Genomic DNA, 22,161 nt, shown 5'->3' with positions numbered 1-22,161 from the left:
GCGATCAACGCGGGCTTTTTAGCAACAGCCTTGAGCGTTAAGCCTTGGCAGGCTCTACCGCACCGAATTTTTTCGAGATCACGTACTGCTGACCAATCGACAGCACGTTGTTCACCACCCAGTACAGCACCAGGCCGGACGGGAAGAAGAAGAACATGACCGAGAACGCCAGCGGCATGAACAGCATCATCTTGGCCTGCATCGGATCGGCCGGCGCCGGGTTCAGCTTGGTGGTGATGTACATCGAGATCGCGTACAGCACCGGCAGGATCGCATACGGGTCATGCTGCGCCAGGTCGGTGATCCAGCCTACCCACGGCGCGCCGCGGATTTCCACCGCCGACTGCAGCACGTAGTACAGCGCGATGAAGACCGGCATCTGCACCAGGATCGGCAGGCAGCCGCCCAGCGGGTTGATCTTTTCCTGCTTGTACAGTTCCATGGTGGCCTGGTTCATCTTGGCCGGGTCGCCTTTGTAACGCTCGCGGATGGCTTGCATCTTCGGCGTCACCAGCTTGACCTTGGCCATGCTGCGGTAGCCAGCCGCCGACAGCGGGAAGAACAGCAGCTTGATCAGGATGGTGAAGGCGATGATGGTCCAGCCCCAATTGCCCAGCACCGCGTGGATGTGCTCGATCACCCAGAACATCGGCTTGGCGATCATGGCCAGCCAGCCGTAGTCGCGCACCAGCTCCAGGCCCGGCGAGACTTTTTCCAGCAGCTGCGCTTCCTGCGGACCGGAGAACAGCTTGGCGTCGTTCGACACGGTGGCGCCCGGCGCGATCGAACCCAGCGGCTGCTTGACGCTGATGCCGTACACATTGGTGTCGATCTTTTCGGTGACGATGTCGTGCATCAGCTTGGGCTGCGGAATGAAGGCCGAGACGAAGAAGTGCTGCGAAATCGCAATCCAGCCGTTGTCGGCTTTGGTGGCGTGGTCCTGCAGCATCGGCTTGCCGGTCTTCTGCGCTTCCTGGGCTTCTTTTTCCAGCGTTTCGAACTTCAGCTTTTCGTAGCGCTTTTCGTCGGTGTACAGGGTCGGACCGGTGTAGCTGCTGTTGAAGAAGGAGTCGCCGGCCGGCTTGTTGCCGTCGTGCGCCAGCTGCAGGTACAGGGTCGGCGACACCGGCGCGGCGCCGGTGTTGGTGACGTCATGCCGCACGTCGACCACGTAGTCGCCGCGCTTGAAGGTGAAGGTCTTGGTCAGCTTGACGCCGCCCGATTCCGATTCCAGCACCAGTTGCACCTGGTTGCCGTCGTTCAGCATGCGCGGGCCAGGCTTGGCCACGAAGCCGCTGGTGTGGTTCGGCAGGCCGGGCACGCCGATCAGGCCGGTACGGGCCAGATAGGTCTTGCCGGTGCCGGCATCGACGTCGAACAGCACGATGTTCTTGCTGTTGTCGCCCGGCTTGCACCAGTCGAACAGGCCGAAGCAGCCGCCAAACCAGCCCGGGTGGCTGTTTTCCTTGTACTTCAGCAGTTCCAGGCGGCGGATCACGCCGCCCTGGGTATCGATATCGGCACGCACCACGTCGGTGGTGATGGTGATGCGCTCGGCCTTGAACGGCACGGCATCAGCCGCGGCGGCAGCACCCGCTCCTGGCACGGCGGCTGCACTGCCAGCGGCGGCAGCGGCCGGCACGTCGGATTTCTTCGCCTCAGGCGCCTTGGCCGTCTGCGCCGGCGGCGGCGCAAACATCGATGGATGGCCGTTGGAGATCTGCCAGTTGTTCCACAGAACAAACAGCGACACCGCAAACACGATCCACAAGATGGTACGTTTATTGATATCCATTATTTCAATCAGGAGTGGTTGCAACCGCAAGCGGTCGTAGAGGAATTCGATTTGCCCTTGGCCGGCGGGACCGGGTCATGGCCGCCCGCGTTCCACGGATGGCAGCGGCACACGCGCTTGACCGCCAGCCAGCTGCCGCGCGCGGCACCGTGCACTTGCAGCGCTTCCAGCGCATAGTTCGAGCAGCTTGGGTGAAAGCGGCAGCTCGGCGTCATCATCGGGCTGATGGCCAGTTGATAAAAGCGCAGCAGGAAGCGGAGCACGGTTTTCATGGCGACCCAGATGGAGGCGGCGACGAAGGAGGCAAGCCCGGCTTGCCGGACAATTTGGCTTGCGCCGCGAACAGGCGTGCCAATTCCACCCGCAAGGCCGTTTTCAGTTTTGCAGAGGTGGCAGGTCCATCCTTGCTGTTGACCGGCCTGGCCAGGCGCACCACACAATCGATGGCGGGCAGGCCGGTGACGCGGAACAGTTCGCGGGTGACGCGCTTGATCGTGTTGCGGGTGACGGCACGCGGCGCAAAGCGCTTGGCCACCACGACGCCCAGCCGCGCATGCGGCAGTTGGTTCAGACGGGTGTACAGCACGAAGTGCGCGCTTTTTTGGCTGGGGCGCAAACGAAAAACGGATGAAAATTCATCCGTTTTAACGATACGCCGAGCGCGCGCGAAGTCGTGTGAACCTTCGCCTGTCGAGCCGCTGGTGATGCAGCTGTCCACGCGATCAGCTAACAAACGACCAGCTTATACAGCCAGACGCTTGCGGCCTTTAGCGCGGCGTGCGTTCAGCACTTGACGGCCACCACGGGTAGCCATACGTGCACGGAAGCCGTGGGTACGCTTACGGCGTACAACGGAAGGTTGGTAAGTACGTTTCATGTTGGTCTCGCTTAAAGCAGAAAAAAATGCAAAATCGGGTCAGACGGCCCGTCAGTTTTTGGTGCCAATGACACTTCGCGCACCCATGCCAACGCTATCCGGCACAAGCTGGGTCCATCTCATCGCCCGCTAAATCCTCGCTACTCCATATTGATATCCATGTGAAGAAACAAGGAATACGGGCGGGGAACCCTGAATTATCAGCATTTCGGCCCTGCTTGTCAACAACAGACTGGCCCGGCCAGCCGGCCCGGAGCAGCCCGCGGCGCGAAAAAATCCTGCCGCCCCTGTGGATAACTGTAGCGAGCGAGAGTAGAATAGCGCGTTACGTGTGAAAAACTTCAAAGTTGCCCACACCCTTATACAGTAAGAACACAGACAGTCGATTCATGGAAAATTTCTGGCAGACCTGCTCCGCCCAGCTGGAGCTGGAGCTGACGCCGCAACAATTCAGCGCCTGGATCAAGCCGCTTATCCCCCTCGATTACGAGGCGGGCAAGCTGCGCGTGGCCGCGCCCAACCGCTTCAAGCTGGATTGGGTCAAGACCCAGTTCGCCAGCCGGATCACCGCGCTGGCCTGCCAGTACTGGGAGCAGCCGACCGAGGTGCAGTTCGTGCTCGACCCGCGCCTGTCGGCGCCGAAGAAAACCGCGACCACCGCGCCGGTGCCGGACATCAACGGCGGCGCGCCGAGCAACAACGCCCGCATGGCCCTGGCCGACCCGGTGCCGTCGGTGCCCGAACTGCCGGCCTCGGCCCCGCCGCGCCGCGAGCAAAGCCGCATCAACACCGACCTCACCTTTGACAGCTTCGTCACCGGTAAGGCCAACCAGCTGGCGCGCGCGGCCGCCATCCAGGTCGCCAACAACCCGGGCGTGTCGTACAACCCGCTGTTCTTCTACGGCGGCGTCGGCCTCGGTAAGACCCACTTGATCCACGCCATCGGCAACCAGGTGATGGCCGACCAGCCGGGCGCCAAGATCCGCTACATCCACGCCGAGCAGTACGTGCGCGACGTGGTGACCGCCTACCAGCGCAAGGGCTTCGACGACTTCAAGCACTACTACCACTCGCTGGACATGCTGCTGATCGACGATATTCAATTCTTCGGCGGCAAAAGCCGCACGCAGGAAGAATTCTTCTATGCGTTTGAAGCGCTGATCGCGGCCAAGAAGCAGATCATCATCACTTCGGATACCTATCCGAAGGAAATCACCGGCATGGACGACCGCCTGATCTCGCGCTTCGACTCCGGCCTGACGGTGGCCATCGAGCCGCCCGAGCTGGAAATGCGGGTGGCGATTCTGCTGAAGAAAGCCAAGCAGGAAGGCGTGACCTTCTCGGACGACGTCGCCTTCTTCGTGGCCAAGCACCTGCGCTCCAACGTGCGCGAGCTGGAAGGCGCGCTGCGCAAGATCCTGGCGTACTCGCGCTTCCACGGCAAGGACATCACGATTGACATCGTCAAGGAAGCGCTGAAGGACTTGCTGTCGGTGCAGAACCGCCAGATTTCGGTGGAAAACATCCAGAAGACGGTGGCCGACTTCTTCAACATCAAGGTGGCGGACATGTACTCCAAGCGCCGGCCGGCCAACATCGCCCGCCCGCGCCAGATTGCCATGTACCTGGCCAAGGAGCTGACGCAGAAGTCGCTGCCGGAGATCGGCGAGCTGTTCGGCGGGCGCGACCACACCACGGTGCTGCACGCGGTGCGCAAGATCGCCCTCGACCGCACCAAAAACCCGGAATGCAACCACGAGCTGCACGTATTGGAGCAAACCTTGAAAGGCTAAGCCAGCGCCGTCGCACCGGCGCAAGCCGCTGCCCATGCTGAGTCAGCATGGAACCCGGCGGCCGCCGGGAGGACGGCGCGGCAAGGCTGGCGGCTGAACCATTTTGCCTTTATGATTCTGGCAAACCTGTCCAGCTGCTCACAAGGCAAAAAGTATCAAACAACGTTAATTTTTACTGAGGATAATCTATGCAATTGGTCAAAACCACCCGAGATACGCTACTCCGGCCACTGCAGATCGTGAGCGGTATTGTCGAGCGTCGGCACACTATGCCGATTCTGGCCAATATCCTCATCCGCAAAGAGGGCGAGAGCGTATCCTTCCTGTCGACCGACACGGAAGTCCAGATCACCACCAACGCCGACATCGGCTCCGGCCCGGAAGTGACCGGCACCACCGTGGCCGCGCGCAAGCTGCTGGACATCCTGCGCGCCCTGCCGGAATCGGGCGACGTCTCGATCACCCTGCAGAACAAGCGGCTGGCGGTGCAATCGGGTAAATCGCGCTTCGCGCTGCAAACCCTGGCGGCCGAGGAATTCCCGACCGTGCAGCAGGCCGACAGCTACAGCGCGTCGGTCACCCTGCCGCAGAAAACCCTGAAGCACCTGTTCAACATGGTGCACTTCTCGATGGCCCAGCAGGACATCCGCTACTACCTGAACGGCCTGCTGCTGGTCCTGGACGGCAACAATGTGATCGCCGTCGCCACCGACGGCCACCGCCTGGCCTTCTGCCAGGTGGAGACCGAGCAGTCGTTCGAGCGCCAGGAAGTCATCATCCCGCGCAAGACCATCATCGAACTGCAGCGCCTGCTGGAAGAAAACGACGAGACCGTACAGCTGGACATCGCCGCCAACCAGGTCAAGCTGACCTTTGCCGACATCGAACTGATCTCGAAACTGGTGGAAGGCAAGTTCCCCGACTACACGCGCGTGATCCCCAAGGGCTACAAGAACGAATTCACGATCGGCCGCGATGAGCTGCTGCGCTCGCTGCAGCGCGCGGCCATCATGACCAGCGACAAATTCAAGGGCGTGCGCTGCATCATCGCGCCGGGCAGCATGAAGATCAGCTCCACCAACGCCGACCAGGAAGAGGCGGTCGAGGAACTGGAAATCGACTACGGCGGCGAGAACATCGACATCGGCTTCAACGTCACCTACCTGCTGGATGTCCTGAACAACCTGAAGTGCGACCAGGTCAACGTGGCGCTTGGCGACTCCAACTCGTCGGCGCTGATCTCGATCCCGGACAATGCCGACTTCAAGTACGTCGTCATGCCGATGCGCATTTAACAGCACCGTCGCTCCGGCGCAGGCCGGAGCCCATAGAACGCATGCTCAGCATGGATTCCGGCTGGCGCCGGAATGACGTCCCAGAACTACAGTACATTGATTGAGAAAGCAGCACATGTCCGAAGAGAACGCAGCACCAGTACCAAAGAACGAAGAATACGGCGCCTCCTCGATCCAGATCCTGGAAGGTCTGGAGGCAGTCCGCAAACGTCCCGGCATGTACATCGGCGACACCTCGGACGGCACCGGCCTGCACCACCTGGTGTTTGAAGTGCTGGACAACTCGATCGACGAAGCCCTGGCCGGCCACTGCTCCGAGATCCATGTCACCATCCACTCGGACAACTCGATCTCGATCACCGACAACGGCCGCGGCATCCCGGTCGGCCTGAAGATGGACGACAAGCACGAGCCGAAGCGCTCGGCGGCCGAAATCGTGCTGACCGAACTGCACGCCGGCGGCAAGTTCGACCAGAACGCCTACAAAGTCTCGGGCGGCCTGCACGGCGTCGGCGTCTCGTGCGTGAACGCCCTGTCCAAGCTGCTGCGCGTGACCATCCGCCGCGACGGCAAAGTGCACCAGATGGAATTCGTGCGCGGCGTGGCGCAAAACCGCGAAATCGAAATGCGCGACGGCGTGGCCGTTTCGCCGATCAAGGTCATCGGTGAAACCGACAAGCGCGGCACCGACGTCCACTTCTGGGCCGACGAAGAAATCTTCACCACCGTCGAATTCCACTACGAAATCCTGGCCAAGCGCATCCGCGAACTGTCGTTCCTGAATAACGGCGTCAACATCAAGCTGACCGACCAGCGCACCGGCAAGGAAGAAGTGTTCGCGTTTGAAGGCGGCACCCGCGGCTTCGTCGAATACATCAACAAAGCCAAGACCGTGCTGCACCCGACCGTGTTCCAGGCCACCGGCGAACGCCAGTCGGACCAGGGCACCACCATCTCGGTGGACGTCTCCATGCAATGGAACGACGCCTACAACGAACAGGTGCTGTGCTTCACCAACAACATCCCGCAGCGCGACGGCGGCACCCACCTGACCGGCCTGCGCGCGGCCATGACCCGCGTCATCAACAAATACATCGAAGAGAACGAACTGGCCAAGAAAGCCAAGGTCGAAGTCTCCGGCGACGACATGCGCGAAGGCCTGACCTGCGTGCTGTCGGTGAAAGTGCCCGAGCCGAAATTCTCCTCGCAGACCAAGGACAAGCTGGTGTCGTCCGAAGTGCGCGGCCCGGTCGAAGAGATCGTCGCCAAGACCCTGGCCGACTACCTGATGGAAAAGCCGAACGACGCCAAGATCATCTGCGGCAAGATCGTGGAAGCGGCGCGCGCGCGCGAAGCGGCCCGCAAGGCGCGCGACCTGACCCGCCGCAAAGGCGTGATGGACGGCCTGGGCCTGTCGTCCAAGCTGGCCGACTGCCAGGAACGCGACCCGGCGCTGTGCGAACTGTACATCGTCGAGGGTGACTCCGCAGGCGGCTCGGCCAAGCAAGGCCGCGACCGCAAGTTCCAGGCCATTTTGCCGCTGCGCGGTAAAGTGCTGAACGTGGAAAAGGCGCGCTTTGAAAAAATGCTGTCGTCGGAACAGATCACCACCCTGATCGCCACGCTGGGCACCTCCATCGGCCCGGACGAATTCAACGTCGAAAAGCTGCGCTACCACCGCATCATCATCATGACCGACGCGGACGTCGACGGCGCCCACATCCGCACCCTGCTGCTGACCCTGTTCTATCGCCAGATGCCGGAACTGGTGGAACGCGGCCACGTCTACATCGCCCAGCCGCCGCTGTACAAGGTGAAGGCCGGCCGCGACGAGCGCTACCTGAAGGACGACGCCGAAGAAGCCGGCTACATGATGAACGTGGCGCTGAACACCGCCGCGCTGACCCCGCGCGAAGGCGCCGAGCCGATCCAGGGCGAAGCGCTGGGCGAGCTGGTGCGCCAGTTCAACCTGGCCAACGTCATCATGATGCGCCTGACGCGCGTGATCGACCGCGCCGCGCTGACCGCCATCATGACCGGCGTGCAGCTCAACCTGGACACGCTGGAAGCGGCCGAAGCCTCGGCCCGCGCGCTGGCCGCCGAGATCAACGACATCAGCGTGAAAGTGTCGGTGCGTTCGGACGAACTGAGCGAGAAGCACCTGCTGTGGATCGAGCGCATGCACCACGGTAACGTCAAAGTCAGCTCGATCGACGCCGACTTCGTGCAGGGCGCGGACTACCGCGTGCTGGCCGACGCCGCCTCCACCTTCAGCGGCCTGATTGGCGAAGGCGCCATCGTCCGCCGCGGCGAAGGCGAGCGCGTGAAGGAATCGGCGGTGCACGACTTCCACCAGGCCATGCAGTGGCTGCGTGACGAAGCAGAACGCGTGGTCTCCAAGCAGCGCTACAAAGGTCTGGGCGAGATGAACCCGGACCAGCTGTGGGAGACGACGATGGACCCAACCGTCCGCCGCCTGCTGAAAGTGCAGATCGAAGACGCGATTGCCGCCGACCAGATCTTCACCACGCTGATGGGTGATGATGTTGAGCCGCGCCGCGCGTTCATTGAGACCAATGCGCTGCGTGCTGGCAACATTGACGTCTAATTGCAGTCCGCTTTAAAACCTTAAAATAATTGAAATGAATTTCAATATTTGAAATGATAGCGGCCCTTAAAAAGGGCCGCTTTTTTTTCAGTGATTAGAAAAGTATAGTGACTCAGCGAACGGATTAAGGACGCCTTATGGGTGATCCTGCCGCCGCCACGAGAAACTTGAACCAAAGCCCGTTTCGAACCAAAAAAGCACCGTAATGCCAATTAAAAAATCCGATCTCTATTCCAAGCTCTGGGCCTCCTGCGACGAACTCCGTGGAGGTATGGACGCAAGCCAGTACAAGGACTACGTGCTGGTCCTGCTGTTCATCAAGTACATCAGCGACAAGTACGCCGGCCAGCCTTTCGCGCCCATCCAGATCCCTGCTGGTGCGAGCTTCGCCGACATGGTTGCCCTCAAGGGCAAGAGTGACATTGGGGACCAGATCAACAAGAAGATCGTCCGCCCGCTGGAAGAGGCCAACCGCCTTCGCATCAAGGCCGATTTCAACGACGATGCTTTGCTTGGGCAAGGCAAGGAGAAGGTCGACAAGTTAACCAACCTAATTAGCATCTTCGAGTCAAAGGACCTAGACTTCAGTCGTCACCGCGCCGACGGTGACGACATCCTTGGCGACGCCTACGAGTACCTGATGCGTCACTTCGCCACGGAGAGTGGCAAGAGCAAGGGCCAGTTCTACACGCCCGCAGAAGTGAGCCGCGTGATAGCTCAGGTGCTTGGCATCGCGAAGGCCAAGACCAACCCTGACACCACGGTGTACGATCCTACCTGCGGTTCGGGATCGCTACTGCTTAAGGTCGCCGAGGCCGCGCCTACACCCATCAGCGTCTACGGCCAAGAGAAGGAGGAAGTCACCAGCGGTCTGGCCCGCATGAACATGATCCTGCACCACAATCCCGGTGCAGTGATCGAGCAGGGCAACACGCTGGCTGATCCTAAATTTCTAGACGGCGGCCAGCTCAAGACCTTCGACTACGTAGTGGCTAATCCACCGTTCTCCGACAAGCGCTGGAGCAACGGCTTGGCGGGGGATATGTACAAGCGCTTTGAAGGCTTTGGTACGCCTCCCGACAAGCAGGGCGATTACGCCTATCTGCTGCACATTATCCGCTCGCTCAAGAGCACCGGTCGAGCTGCCTGCATCCTTCCGCACGGCGTCCTTTTCCGAGGCAATGCAGAGGCTGAGATCCGCAAGAGCCTGGTGCGACGCGGTCTCATTCAGGCTATCATCGGCCTGCCGGCCAACCTATTCTATGGCACTGGCATACCCGCCTGCGTTATTGTAATCGACAAGGCCGGTGCTGCTGCGCGCAAAAGCATCTTCATGATCGATGCCGCGCATGGTTACATGAAGGATGGGCCGAAGAACCGCCTACGCGAACGCGACATTCATCGCATTGTTGACACCTTTTCCTCGCTTGACGAGAGTGATCCGCGCTACGCGCGCATGGTGCGACTGGACGAGATCGAGAAAAACGATTTTAACCTCAACCTTCCGCGCTATATCGACAGCAGCACGCCGGAAGACCAGCAGGACATCGAGGCCCATCTCAACGGCGGTATCCCCGAGGCAGACGTGCAGGCCCTCGGGCGCTACTGGACAGTGTGTCCAAGGTTACGGACCACTCTGTTCACCCCCCGGCGACCAGGCTACCTTGATCTGGCCGTGGAGCCAGCCGCCATCAAATCCACCATTCATCAGCACCCGGAATTCAGGGCCTTCATCGCTGCAATGAACGCACACTTTGACAAATGGCGCGAGGCGGCGGTGACCCGCCTCAAGTCGCTGGAGAAGGGCAACTTCCATCCGAAAGACTTAATCCAGGGAGCCGAAGGTCTGCTAGACCACTACGAAAACCAACCGACGCTCGATAGACTAATTGACCCTTACGCAGTCTATCAGCACCTAATGGACTATTGGGCCGATACGATGCATGACGATGCTTACCTCATTGCCGAAGACGGTTGGAAGGCCGAGCCCTACCGCGTGCTGGAAACCAAGAAGAATAAGGATGGTTCAACAGGCAAGACCGTGGACAAAGGCTGGGCCTGCGATCTGGTTCCTAAAGCGCTGTTGGTGCAATGCCACTTTGCCGCTGAACAGGCCGAACTAACTCGGCTAAACGAGGAACTGGAGAGCATTCAGACCAAACAGGCCGAGCTTGAAGAAGAACACCGAGGTGACGATGCTGCGTTCGGCGGCTTCGACAAAATCAACGACAAGGAAGTGAAATCGCGCCTCAAAGAGATTGAGCAAGACACGGATACATCCGACGAACTGACTTTGCTGAAGCAGTGGCTAGCCCTATCAGAACAAGCCAACCGCCTGAAGAAGCGCATCAAGACGTTGGACACAGAACTGGATGGCAAGGCGCTAGCGCGATATGCTACTTTGACGTCCGAAGAGGTAAAGGTTCTGGTGGTTGACCACAAGTGGATGGTGGAGCTGGGCACAGTCGTGCATGGTGAACTGGACCGCGTGAGCAAGGCGTTGACTGGTCGAGTGAAGGAACTGGCCGAGCGCTACAGGCAGACGATGTCGGAGTTAATGCAGGAGGTTGATAGCTTGGGTACGAAAGTGGCAGAGCATTTGGCGAAAATGGGGTTTGCATGAAAGTGAAAGATCCCAATGCGCACTTCCAGCCGAGTTCCGAGTTGCAACTGACTGAGATCGGACCTCTGCCTGTGGATTGGAGCGTATCTACTGTTGGAGACGAGTTCCATGTCCAGCTTGGCAAGATGCTTGATGCGGAGAAGAACGTGGGTACGCCCAAGCCATTTCTTGGCAACCGAGCGGTGCAGTGGGGACGGATCGATGTCAGCGACGTTGGTGAAGTCCGGATGTCACCATCCGACTTGCAGCGGTATCGACTGGTGGTTGGAGATTTGCTGGTTTGCGAGGGCGGTGAAGTCGGCCGCAGCGCGATCTGGCGTGGCCAGCTAGAAGAGTGCTATTACCAAAAGGCTTTGCATCGTCTCCGTGCCAAGCGCGGGTATTCTCATGAGCTTATGGCCGCTGTGCTGGAGCAGTGTGCGCGCAGTGGAAGACTCCAGGACTACGTGACCCAGACAAGCATTGCGCACCTTCCAAAGGAAAAGTTCGTTGTATTACCAATCCCAAAGCCCTCAACTGAAGAAGAACAGCGCAGGATTTCACAGGTAATCGGTGACTCCGATGGGCTGATCGACTCGCTGGAGCAAATACTGACCAAGAAGCGCCAGATCAAGCAAGGCGCAATGCAGGAACTGCTTACCGGCAAGCGGCGGCTACCTGAGTTTTCTCAGCCTTGGACAGTAGTGCGACTCGGTCAGGTCGGTCGGACCTACGGAGGCCTTATAGGAAAAGGCAAGGCGGATTTCGGGCATGGAGCGGCCAAGTACATCACTTTCATGAATGTGATGTCCAATATTCGAACTTCGGTCGAAATGGTCGAGAGTGTTCACATCGACCCTGCAGAGTCGCAGAATATGGTTCAGTCCGGAGACCTCCTCTTTAACGGTTCGTCGGAGACACCTGAAGAAGTTGCTATGTGTTCGTGGGTGGAAAGATGTGACAAAGGCGTCTTCCTTAACAGCTTCTGCTTCGGATTCCGGCCTTTCGCCGCTGATCGAATCTCTGGGCTGTTTATGGCCTATTACTTCCGTGGACAACCGGGGCGAACCGCAGTGAGCTCGCTCGCCCAAGGAGCGACGCGATACAACATCGCGAAGACAGCACTCCTGCAAGCACCACTATGCTTGCCTTCTTTGAAAGAGCAGAAAGCCATAGCGGAAATCTTATCTTCGATGGACACAGAAATTGCCTCGCTCGAATCCCGTCTGACCAAAGCCCGAGCCGTCAAATTAGCCATTACCCAAGCCTTGTTGACCGGCCGAATCCGCCTCGTGGAGTCCAATGCATGAGCCAGTTGGCCAAGCTATTGGCGCCTGACTTTGGACCGCCAGAGTGCACATGGGGGGCGGATGCCTCACTAGCTTCAGCCGCTATCAGGTCCGCTTCAAACTGATCAAATAACAACGCCAGCCTTAAAGAGCTGCGCAGGAAGGAAAACGGATGAACAACGTCAGCAAGCCCGAGCGCGCTACCCAAGAGCGGGTGATTGATCTATTCACCCAAAAGCTGGGCTATCGCTACCTGGGCGACTGGTCAGAGCGCGAGGGCAACCACTGTATCGACGAAGGACTGCTGACGGCTTACCTGAAAGGCCGGGGCTACAGCGCAGCACACATCAGCGCAGCTTTGCATTGCCTTCGTTCCGAAGCTCTGTTGCATGGGCGTACGCTGTACGAAGCCAACCAAGCGGTGTATCAGCTACTGCGGTACGGTGTGTCGGTTAAAGTGGCGGCCGGTGAAGTTAACGAGACGGTTCATCTGGTGAACTGGAATACACCTGCCGATAACGACTTCGTCATTGCCGAGGAAGTAACAATCAAAGGCGGCCACGAACGTCGGCCCGATATCGTGCTGTACCTAAACGGCTTTGCCGTAGGTGTGCTTGAATTAAAGAATAGCCGTATCGGACTTGGCGAGGGCATCCGCCAGTGCTTGTCGAACCAGCAGCCTGAGTTCAACGACTGGTTCTTCAGTACGGTTCAGCTGGTGTTGGCCGGCAATGACTCGGAAGGCCTGCGCTACGGTACTATCGAGACGCAGGAGAAGTACTTCCTAACCTGGAAGGAAGATGAGGCCGACAACTCCGGATACAAGCTCGACAAGTATCTAGCCAAGCTTTGCAATAAGGCCCGACTTATAGAACTGATCCACGACTTCGTGCTATTCGACGGCGGCATTAAGAAGCTGCCACGCGCGCATCAGTACTTCGGCATCAAGGCGGCCCAAACGCATGTACAGCAGCGACGTGGCGGTATCATCTGGCACACCCAAGGCGCGGGAAAGAGCATTCTCATGGTGCTGCTGGCGCGGTGGATCCTAGAGAATAAACCGGCGGCGCGTGTGGTCATCATCACGGACCGAGATGAGTTGGACAAACAGATCGAACGAGTGTTCATCGACGCTGGCGAGACCATTCACCGCAGTCAAAGCGGGCGCGATCTGATGGCCCAACTAACGCAGACTAATCCGCGTCTGTTGTGCTCGCTTGTGCACAAATTTGGTCGAAGGGACGTAGATGATTTTGAGGTCTTCTTGCGCGATCTGGCCGCGCAGCCCAGCCAGACACAGGGCGAGATCTACGTCTTCGTAGACGAATGCCACCGTACCCAGGGCGGCAAGCTGCACCGGCTGATGAAAGCTATGATTCCGAACGGGGTGTTCATTGGCTTTACAGGCACTCCGCTTCTCAAGAGTGACGCGCAGACTAGCCTGGAGGTGTTCGGCGGCTACATCCACACCTACAAGTTTGCTGAGGCAGTGGAAGACAAGGTGGTGTTGGATTTAGTCTACGAAGCACGAGACATCGACCAGAAGCTGGGCAGCACCGACCAGATCGACCAATGGTTTGAGGCCAAGACCAAAGGGTTAAATGAATGGCAGAAGGACGAGCTGAAAAAACAATGGGGCACGATGCAGAATGTGCTCAGCTCGCGAGCCCGCATGGACAGAGTGGTCGCTGACATCGTGTTCGACTTCGCCGTGAAGCCGCGGCTATCGACTGAGCGTGGCAACGCCATTCTGGTGGCCTCCAGTATCTACGAGGCCTGCAAGTACTTTGTTCTGTTTGGTAAAACGGTGTTCAAGGGCCGTTGCGCGGTCGTCACCTCGTACAACCCTCAGGCGTCGGATGTGAGCAAAGAAGAGACCGGCGCCAATACCGACACCGACAAACAGTTTGTCTACAACACCTACGTGGAGCTGCTGAAGGATGTGGTGGCCACGCCCGGCAAGACTAAGACTGAGACCTACGAGCACCAGGTTAAGGACCGCTTCATCAAAGCGCCAGCGCAGATGAAGCTGCTGATCGTTGTGGACAAGCTGCTGACTGGCTTCGATGCGCCACCTTGCTCCTACCTCTACATCGACAAATCGATGCAGGACCACGGTCTGTTCCAGGCTATCTGCCGCACCAATCGGCTGGACGGTGAAGACAAGGAATTCGGCTATATCGTGGACTACAAAGACCTCTTCAAGAAGGTAGAGAAAGCCATCGCTGTCTACACCTCCGAATTGAATCAGAACGCGGATGGTAGCGACTCGGAGATTTTAGTTAAGGACCGACTGGAAGCTGGCCGCGAACGACTAAACGATGCAGTCGAAGCTCTCGCATTACTGTGCGAGCCAGTAGAACCGCCTAAGGGCGACCTGGAGCACATCCACTACTTCTGCGGCAACACGGAAATTGCTGACGACTTGAAGGTTCGTGAGCCCCAACGTGTGACACTCTACAAGGCAGTGGTGGCCCTGGTGCGGGCCTATGCCAACCTGGCCGACGAACTAGAGGCTGCAGGCTATACACCCGAGCAGATCGAGCGCCTGAAGGCACTGCAGAAACACTACCTGAACGTCCGCGAGATTATCCGTATGGCGGCCGGTGAATCGCTGGACTTGAAGCCCTATGAGGCGGACATGCGCCACCTTATCGACACCTATATTGAGGCCCAAGCCCCGAGAAAGATATCGCCATTCGACGGCATCGGTCTGCTGGAACTAATCGTCAAGACAGGCATTGCCGATGCGATTGCCGAGCGCCTGAGCGACATGAAGGGTAATAGAGAGTCCATCGCAGAGACGATCGAGAACAACGTTCGTAGCAAGATCCTGAAAGAGCAGTTGACCGACCCGGCCTACTTCGCCAAGATGTCATCTCTGCTTGATGAAATCATTCGCTTGCGCAAAGAGAAGGCCATTGAATACGAAGACTATCTGGCACGCATCGCCGACGTGGCAAAGAAGGTAAGCGCTGGAAAAGCGGACGACACTCCTATTCAGCTGAAGACCGCCGGTCAGCTCGCTCTCTATAACAATCTAAAGGGTCACGTGGTCGCCAACGCAGTCCAAGAGTCCGAGGTGCCTTATGCAGGCAAGACGGTGGCACTGGACACCGTATTAAGACTAGACGCTGCGATTAAGACCAAGCGACCGGACTCTTGGCGTGGCGTAGTAGCGAGGGAACAGATGGTCAAGCAAGCGATGTTTGAAGTGCTTAAGGACATCAAGGAGGTAGACCGCCTTTTCCCTATCGTCTTTGCACAAAAGGAGTACTGACGAATGCAGGACGTGCTCGACCTTGGTGACTTACACGTGGACGTGACCCGCAAGTCCATCAAGCACGTACATCTAAGCGTTCTGCCGCCGGTAGGAAAAGTGCGAGTCGCCGCACCACAGGCCATGCCGCTGGAGACAATCCGCTTGTTTGTGGTGTCCAAGTTGAGTTGGATTCGTGTGCAGCAGCGCAAGCTGCAATCTCAAGAACGTGAACCGCCTCGTGAGTTTCTGAACAAGGAGAGCCATTTCTTGTGGGGCAAGCGCTATCTTCTGGAGATCCGTCAGGTTGATGCAGCACCTTCGATTAGTCTGAGCCCACGGAAGCTTTACCTACAGGTCCGGCCTGGTACCGACCGAGCCCGGTGCGAGGAGGTGCTTGATGCCTGGTACCGACAGCACGTGCGCGATGCGGTCGACGTGTTGCTTGAAAAATGGGGACCCTTGTTAGGAGTGAAGGCAAATCGCATTTTCGTGCAGCGCATGAAAACCAAGTGGGGCAGCTGTTCGCCAGATTCAGCAAACATAAGGCTAAACACTGACTTAGCCAAGAAACCCCTTGAATGCCTTGAATATATTTTGGTACACGAATTAGTGCATTTACGAGAGCCAACGCACAATGAGCGGTTTGTCTCCCTAATGGACTTGTACCTTCCGCGTTGGCCGCAACTTAGAAAACGTCTCAATAGTCTGCCAGTGAGGCATGAGGAATGGGGATATTAAAGTCAAACCAAACCCGTGTGCTCCCGCCGGGTTCAGGGGAGAAAAATCTACGTTCTGCGCCCTGCTACACTAGGCGTCATCTGGTAATCCCCCCATTTTTAGAGAAGTTTCCAATCGTTGAGATAAGCGTAGCGCCGCAACTGGTCTTGTCGCCGTCGTAGGCAACTGCTTTGCCGTCAATCTGATGCTTTGCGTTGCCGCTGATGACGGTACAGTTCTGATGCCCAGTCATCGGACACATACACTTGTCACCAACTAGCACTACTGGCTTGCCGCTAACGACAAATTGGGGAGCACCGCTTTCGATAACTTTACCGCCGTGTGATGTAGGGTCACCTACCCGGATTACGTTTGTCATCCTGCCCTCCTCCAGTTCTTACAGTCTATCCTTACTTCGTGCTGTTATTGATTTTCGACGCGGTTGCAGTGCCTGAGTCGGATATAGGTCGGACTCGTAGACTAGCCGACATCTTTTCCCAAAGCGCGAGGACCTCTACATCGGACAAGCTGGAGTTCACGGGTCTTCCAGGCTGACCGTGTCCTGTACTTAATTCAAGCGTGAGTAGTGGGCGATATACGTTATCCGTTGTATTCAAGGACTCCCACATGAAGTCATGGAGCACACTGCCGTTGGGCTCGTCGACACGGTCCATGACTTCTCCGCCCGGAACACCAGCGAGAGTTCTTGGCCCCTCTCGCAATGTATGAAACCGGCTTCTGTATTCATTCTTGACCGTGTTTTCTGCTTCGCGCTGTAAGAATGGCTTTTGAAGAGCAATGCCTGCAAGGGTGCTGAGCGCGATAGCGAGATCAGGGTGTTCCTTCAGCCCGACAAACATCGATGTGTATTCAGCGTCATTAACATCTAACGGCTCGGTTAAGAATGCATTCTCGAAGCAAAAACCAGCCTGCGTCGGAATCTCATCGATGCCTCTCCGGCGAAGCTGACCAATTATTCTCTCTAGCTCCTGAACGTCGGTGTCATCGCGAAACTCCGCGTAGAACCTGTAAGTGATATTCTCGGAGCGAGCGAAAGCACGAATCTCAACGACTTGGCTTTCTTTCCGAACGCCACGTGGAAACGACTCTAGCCATTTGCGACCAAAAACAAATATGCGGCCTTGAAGGCGCTCATTCTTCACCTCATGCACCTGCTCTAAAGTCACGCCTCCTCTTTCATTTTTTTCGGTCTTAAGCTTTATTTCTTCTTGCGTAATACGGTTGAAGAATTTCTCATCCGTTTCAAGCCAAGATGAAATATCCCATCCAGAGAAAGAGGCTCCTCGATATGACACTATCGCGTTCTCAGGCACATCAATCAAGAACCTACCTATGCACATTGTTTTCATCTTCATGATTTCCATGAGGTGCTCCATATCTCTCCGTTTTTTATAGTGCAATCCAAAGCCGAATACAAACGCGCAGCATAAAAAGATGCTTGCTAAAGCAAAGAATCGACGGTTAAAAAAAGTTCTCATATGTCTTGCATCAGCTTGACAACAAGGTGGCGAGTCAAAGCAAGCATGTCTGAGCCGCCGTAGCACTCCTGATGTGAGTAGCCCTGAGTTGCAAATACGTGCTTTACTTTTCCTGTTGGAGCGATGCCTGAATGATGGGGCACAGTGCCGTCTCCTGATACATCTTGGACGGAAGGCATCACATCGACAAAGATGCCCGGCATCACCTCTATTCGTCTGCCGCCTTTGACAAGATAGCGATCAAGTTTCGCTGCCCTTATTGCAGCATCAGCGAGATTTGGCGTTCTCTTGGAAAACTTCCAGCGAAAGGTGCCAAAGGAAAGTTTGGTAGGATCTGCGCCATAGAATACAAAAGTCTTTGGATGATAATTATCTCGCAAAATTTCCGTATGAAATTTCTTTGCCTGACGGATTGAAGCCTTAATTTTTGCCTCGACCTTTCCTTTATACTTGTGAGCAGGGTCAGCAAATGCCGGATCGACTAAGCGATACCAAGAAATGAAATCCAGGTACTGGCCATACGGGTCATCGTCGAGCAGATTGATGAAAACTGGCTTGTTTTGAGTATCTGCTGATTCAGCGAACAACCAAGGTTTAGGATAGAGATGATTCGGTAGTAATTCGAGGGGGCCAGCTGCTGTAGCCAGTACTGGCGTCGTCTCCGCTATAGTTAGCCCGGCAATTTCTGCAAATTTTTCAGTGCCTACATCTTCCAAGATGGAGTTGCTAGGACTACTGGTTTCGGTCCCGCAAGCGAGACGTCTGAAGCATACGGGAGCGCCTAGCGCCGGCATAACACCGTGCACGACTCCAGCAATCAATTGCGGAATCTTTTGCGCGCATGCTCGTGCTACCAAGCCACCCATCGAGTGCGTCACCAGAAGAACAGCATCGCACTCCTTCTTCTTACCTTTCCAGTATGCGATGATCGTTTCGATCCTGCTCTGCAGTGATTGAGCAGATACTTCATTCGATTTCAGCCAGTTGTAGCCGAAGCCGTACACGGGATAATGGAATTGCGCAAATTTCTTTAGCTCTTCGTCTGTTAAAGGCGCCCCTATCCCTTCAGAATTTACACCCCACTTCGCTCTGTCAGAGCCATTCACATGAATCCAGTCATCATCTAAAAAGGTGTTACTGCCGACGAAGCGGTAAGTTCTGTTCAAACTCTTTTGCAATGTGACGAGCAACATTCCATAGCTCGAAAGATGAATTTCCCCCCAGCCTCGCTGCCGGGCTATTTTTTCGTCCCACACAAATCCGTCAGTCGGTAAGCCAAGCGGGATTGCGCCGTTAGGATCAACCTCTAGCGTGTCTCCATCAAGGATCTTCTGCCGAACAGCTGGACTTCGTGCTTTCCATTTTTTTGCTTCATCTAAGCCCTCACCTACGCCATTAGGCGGGCGCCATGCTTCAGCTCCTGGATTCAGTTCTTTGTTTTTCTCGTCTGCAGGATTTGTGTGCGCTCGCAAGTTGCTCCCCATAATTCCGGCGACAACAATTACCGGCATTACTTTCGTCGGAGGAACGCCAACAGCGCCACGTGTATTGTTTGCCTTCGGTGACAGTTGCGATACCGCGCGCAGATTACCTTCATGATCCTCATAAGAAGGGACTGGTCGCGTCGGCTCGATGCTGTTTGGTGATGTGGCCATAATGAGTCTCCTGCCTGACTACGCTTCTTCGGGATAGATCAGTACCTCAATCTCACCAAATTCCTGAGCGGTCGCGAGCTCTGTTCGACCTTGGCTGTCTGTCGTTCCTTCAATATTTCGCCCATCGGGTAGCGTCAGTTTGTAGCGCCGCCCTTGGACAGGCTCTCCGGTTTGGGAGTGATAGAGAACAATACGCTCGTCGGTTTCAATGGAGGTACTTGGAAATTTGACTTCACTGACATTCCCATCACCACCGCTTGTATGCAAGAACTTGGAAGATTTAATGGTGTGTGCACCTTTGCTCTGCTGCGTAATGGCGTCACCACCGTAATTCACTTGGGCGCCTTTACTTACCAGCTTGATTTCCGGGGACTGGAGTTCCAAGCCTTGGCCTGCGGTGATACAAATCTTTCCGGCAGCAGTGATATTGATGTCGCCACGATGTGCCTGAACCAGTACATTTCCGCTAGCGGCAATCAGCTTCACGCCAAGTGCATGAGCAAAGACGCTTACCCCCTTTACGGCTCGAACAAAAATATTTTTCCCCGATGAGAGATTCGTATCGCCCGAGCCCAGAATGTCTACTTTCGACTGGGCACCAATCAGGATATTGTTCTCGCTTGTAAAAAGCATTCCTTGTGCCGCATGCGCGCCGAGAATCGCTTGCTGTGAACCAGCCTTCCAGTTCTTCAGTTTGTCTATTAATTCCGACAGATGCGGTTTCTCCGCATCATCGGAAGAGTGGGTTTGAGCTACCGTTGCGAGCTGACCGGCGATGCTGTTAAGTAGATCGGCTATCCCAATCAGATCATCTCGCTCCAAATGCTCCCCTCTTGTTGCATGCGTCGATAGCAGTATTCCGTTACTAGCTCGAATAGCGACCGACTCGCTACTAGTTAGCTCCGCGCCCTCGCCCCGCGTTTGTCCTGTCCCATCTGCTCTTGAAGACGTGAGAAATCCTAAATTGAGCTGGGCTTGTGCGTGATCACTAGCCAACTGCGCACTGATCTGACCTTCGGTGTCGTCCAGCCGCAGCTGGTTTGCTCGGCCGCCGTTGATTTCGCGGCTTTTGATGCCGGAGAGGTAGCGGTTGCCTGGCAGGTCGCCAGCGCCGCTGAGCGCAGCCGGCATTCCGTCCTGGTTGTAGAGCTGGCCGACGATGACGGGTTTGTCGGGATCTCCGCCGAGGAAGCCGACCAGGACCTCGGTGCCGACGCGCGGCAGTCCGATGGTGCCGCACTGCTGGAACGGGCCGGGGCCGTTGCCGGCCCAGTTGGAGGCGACGCGTACCCAGGCGGAATCGGTTTCGGTGCCGGAGGCGCCGCTGCCGGCGGCTTGTTCGTGGTCTGCCATGCGGGTGCCGGGGAAGCGGATTTTGACGCGGCCTAGCTGGTCGCAGTGCACTTCCTCGCCCTCCGGCCCGACCACGATAGCGCTTTGCATCTGGGCTCGCGGCAGGTCGGTGCGCGCGTCGTAGGCGGGGACGATGGTCACGCCGCGCCGCACGGCGGCGAACTGGACGTGCATGCGCAGCGGGCCGCTTGCCACTTTGTCGATCATGTCCCTCTGCATCAGCAGTTCCTGCGCGCCGACCATCCATCGGCTGCGGGTGAACAGGCGTTCCACACGCGTGGCCAAGGCTTTCGGCAGGTTGTTCTGTGCCGTCACCTGCAAGGCGGTGACGACGAAGTCGCGATCCTCGGGAGAATGCTCGTCCACTTCCGGGTGCTCGCTTAGTGTGAAGTATTCCCCGGCGCACAGATCGCGTACGCTGCCTTCGCCGTGGAAGCATTTGGATTCGTAGTCGTGCCGGTTCATGCGCAGTTGGCCGAGGCGGCACAGGTCCTCGTTATCGTCGCCGGCATGGGGCGGCAGGATTTGATAGTCATCCAGCGTGGCCGCAAGTTCGCTGCCGCTGACACCCTGGTCGATGCCGCTGCTGGCGTTGGCCATCATGAAGTCGCGGCCTTGCGGATTTTTGTAGTCCCAGCTGTGACGCGTCACCGTGCCCGGCTGCAGGCTGCGCACGGCGCTCCAGGATGTGATGGCGTCGCGCTCCTCGGTGGCGCTGTCGCGGTGGTAGCGAATGGTGCCGGCGGCGTTCTGGCGCAGGCTGTCCGCGTTATTGAACAGCACCAAGGTATGCATCATCTCGCCGGCGCGGATGTACCAGCCAATGCCGCGCCGCTTCAGCAAGCGATAGATGAAAGCCGCATCCGACTCGTTGTACTGCATGGTGAATTCGCGCTTGGGGTAGGTGCGCAGTTCGAAGGCGTCATCCAGCTCGTGCTTGAAGCAGGTTCCCAGCACCGGACTTTTATGCCGCCATTCGTTGAGGATGCGCTGGACGATTTCTACTTCGTCCATGTTGCGGAACACGCGTGTGTTGGTGCGTTTTTCCAGTATCGCCAGCGCGTCGCGCAGCACCAACTGGTAGCTGGCCAGGCCGCCATCGCTATCGCCGGAGCTGGCTTCGGTGACGATGCCGCAGACGCGACGCAAGTCGCCGCGGTCGGTGACGAATTCCAGCATCGCCGGTACAGCGATCATCTGCTTCAGCGGCAGCTGGGCGCTGGCGGACACGCACAGCACTCGGTATTCGATTCCGCCGCAGATGGATTCTGATCCAAACACCCGCTGCGGCAGCAGCATATCGTCGTTCATCCCGCCCGGCAGGTCCAGGCGAAGGCGCAAGGGCCGGTTGTCGGTGATCAGTTCCTTGAACACGGACATGAAGCCGAAAAAATCGCTGTCGCTTTCCACGGTCGC

Annotated in this window: 15 protein-coding genes; 7 read left to right on the top strand and 8 right to left on the bottom strand. The window is 57.3% G+C overall.

The genetic code is table 11. The features are described 5' to 3' along the window. Positions 1–37: 37 nt before the first annotated feature. The 4 genes from yidC to rpmH are packed head-to-tail and all read right to left on the bottom strand — an operon-like array spanning position 38 to position 2,672. Positions 38–1,795 carry a membrane protein insertase YidC gene (gene yidC / locus ABDW57_RS23905; RefSeq protein ID WP_343732647.1) on the bottom strand — a complete coding sequence of 586 codons (1,758 nt, stop codon included), beginning with the start codon at positions 1,793–1,795 and terminating at the stop codon, positions 38–40. A gap of 8 nt (positions 1,796–1,803) precedes the next feature. Then, positions 1,804–2,067 (bottom strand): membrane protein insertion efficiency factor YidD, encoded by a 264-nt coding sequence (gene yidD / locus ABDW57_RS23900; protein WP_343732646.1) that lies wholly within the window; start codon positions 2,065–2,067, stop codon positions 1,804–1,806. Continuing rightward, entirely contained in the window at positions 2,064–2,501 is a 438-nt protein-coding gene (gene rnpA / locus ABDW57_RS23895; protein ID WP_343732666.1) for a ribonuclease P protein component, read from the bottom strand. Before rnpA ends, yidD begins: the two co-directional genes overlap by 4 nt. Before the next feature lie 36 nt (positions 2,502–2,537). Continuing rightward, positions 2,538–2,672 (bottom strand): 50S ribosomal protein L34, encoded by a 135-nt coding sequence (gene rpmH, locus ABDW57_RS23890; RefSeq protein WP_040378179.1) that lies wholly within the window; start codon positions 2,670–2,672, stop codon positions 2,538–2,540. A 389-nt stretch (positions 2,673–3,061) separates the two neighbouring features. On the opposite strand from rpmH, the gene dnaA reads away from it, so the two are divergent. The 7 genes from dnaA to ABDW57_RS23855 all read left to right on the top strand — a co-directional run bounded on the left by dnaA (position 3,062) and on the right by ABDW57_RS23855 (position 16,259). Continuing rightward, complete coding sequence (gene dnaA / locus ABDW57_RS23885) at positions 3,062–4,465, top strand: chromosomal replication initiator protein DnaA (RefSeq protein ID WP_343732645.1); 1,404 nt, start codon at positions 3,062–3,064, stop codon at positions 4,463–4,465. Between the two features lie 188 nt (positions 4,466–4,653). Then, complete coding sequence (gene dnaN, locus ABDW57_RS23880) at positions 4,654–5,760, top strand: DNA polymerase III subunit beta (RefSeq protein ID WP_343732644.1); 1,107 nt, start codon at positions 4,654–4,656, stop codon at positions 5,758–5,760. Between the two features lie 115 nt (positions 5,761–5,875). Beyond that, positions 5,876–8,368 (top strand): DNA topoisomerase (ATP-hydrolyzing) subunit B, encoded by a 2,493-nt coding sequence (gene gyrB / locus ABDW57_RS23875; RefSeq protein ID WP_343732643.1) that lies wholly within the window; start codon positions 5,876–5,878, stop codon positions 8,366–8,368. 205 nt (positions 8,369–8,573) lie between these two features. Further along, positions 8,574–10,991 (top strand): N-6 DNA methylase, encoded by a 2,418-nt coding sequence (locus ABDW57_RS23870; RefSeq protein ID WP_343732642.1) that lies wholly within the window; start codon positions 8,574–8,576, stop codon positions 10,989–10,991. After that, positions 10,988–12,280: a restriction endonuclease subunit S gene (locus ABDW57_RS23865; protein ID WP_343732641.1), complete on the top strand. Its 1,293-nt coding sequence runs from the start codon at positions 10,988–10,990 to the stop codon at positions 12,278–12,280. Before ABDW57_RS23870 ends, ABDW57_RS23865 begins: the two co-directional genes overlap by 4 nt. A gap of 151 nt (positions 12,281–12,431) precedes the next feature. Beyond that, a complete protein-coding gene (locus ABDW57_RS23860) occupies positions 12,432–15,539 on the top strand; it encodes an HsdR family type I site-specific deoxyribonuclease (protein ID WP_343732640.1) in 3,108 nt (1,035 codons plus the stop codon). Between the two features lie 3 nt (positions 15,540–15,542). Next, positions 15,543–16,259: a SprT family zinc-dependent metalloprotease gene (locus ABDW57_RS23855; RefSeq protein ID WP_343732639.1), complete on the top strand. Its 717-nt coding sequence runs from the start codon at positions 15,543–15,545 to the stop codon at positions 16,257–16,259. 76 nt (positions 16,260–16,335) lie between these two features. On the opposite strand, the gene ABDW57_RS23850 is transcribed toward ABDW57_RS23855, so the two are convergent. From ABDW57_RS23850 to ABDW57_RS23835, 4 genes are all read right to left on the bottom strand, one after another. Further along, a complete protein-coding gene (locus ABDW57_RS23850) occupies positions 16,336–16,617 on the bottom strand; it encodes a PAAR domain-containing protein (RefSeq protein ID WP_343732638.1) in 282 nt (93 codons plus the stop codon). Between the two features lie 31 nt (positions 16,618–16,648). Next, positions 16,649–17,623, bottom strand: a complete 975-nt coding sequence (locus ABDW57_RS23845) for a T6SS immunity protein Tli4 family protein (RefSeq protein WP_343732637.1) — start codon at positions 17,621–17,623, stop codon at positions 16,649–16,651. 110 nt (positions 17,624–17,733) lie between these two features. Further along, a complete protein-coding gene (locus ABDW57_RS23840; protein WP_343732636.1) occupies positions 17,734–19,392 on the bottom strand; it encodes an alpha/beta hydrolase in 1,659 nt (552 codons plus the stop codon). A gap of 18 nt (positions 19,393–19,410) precedes the next feature. Next, positions 19,411–22,155 (bottom strand): type VI secretion system Vgr family protein, encoded by a 2,745-nt coding sequence (locus tag ABDW57_RS23835; protein ID WP_343732635.1) that lies wholly within the window; start codon positions 22,153–22,155, stop codon positions 19,411–19,413. Positions 22,156–22,161 lie beyond the last annotated feature (6 nt).

This window comes from Duganella sp., from assembly GCF_039595735.1.
In the GTDB taxonomy this organism is placed as follows: domain Bacteria; phylum Pseudomonadota; class Gammaproteobacteria; order Burkholderiales; family Burkholderiaceae_D; genus Rugamonas.
Note: the sequence above shows the minus strand (reverse complement) of the source record. Positions and strands in the feature narration are given on the sequence as shown.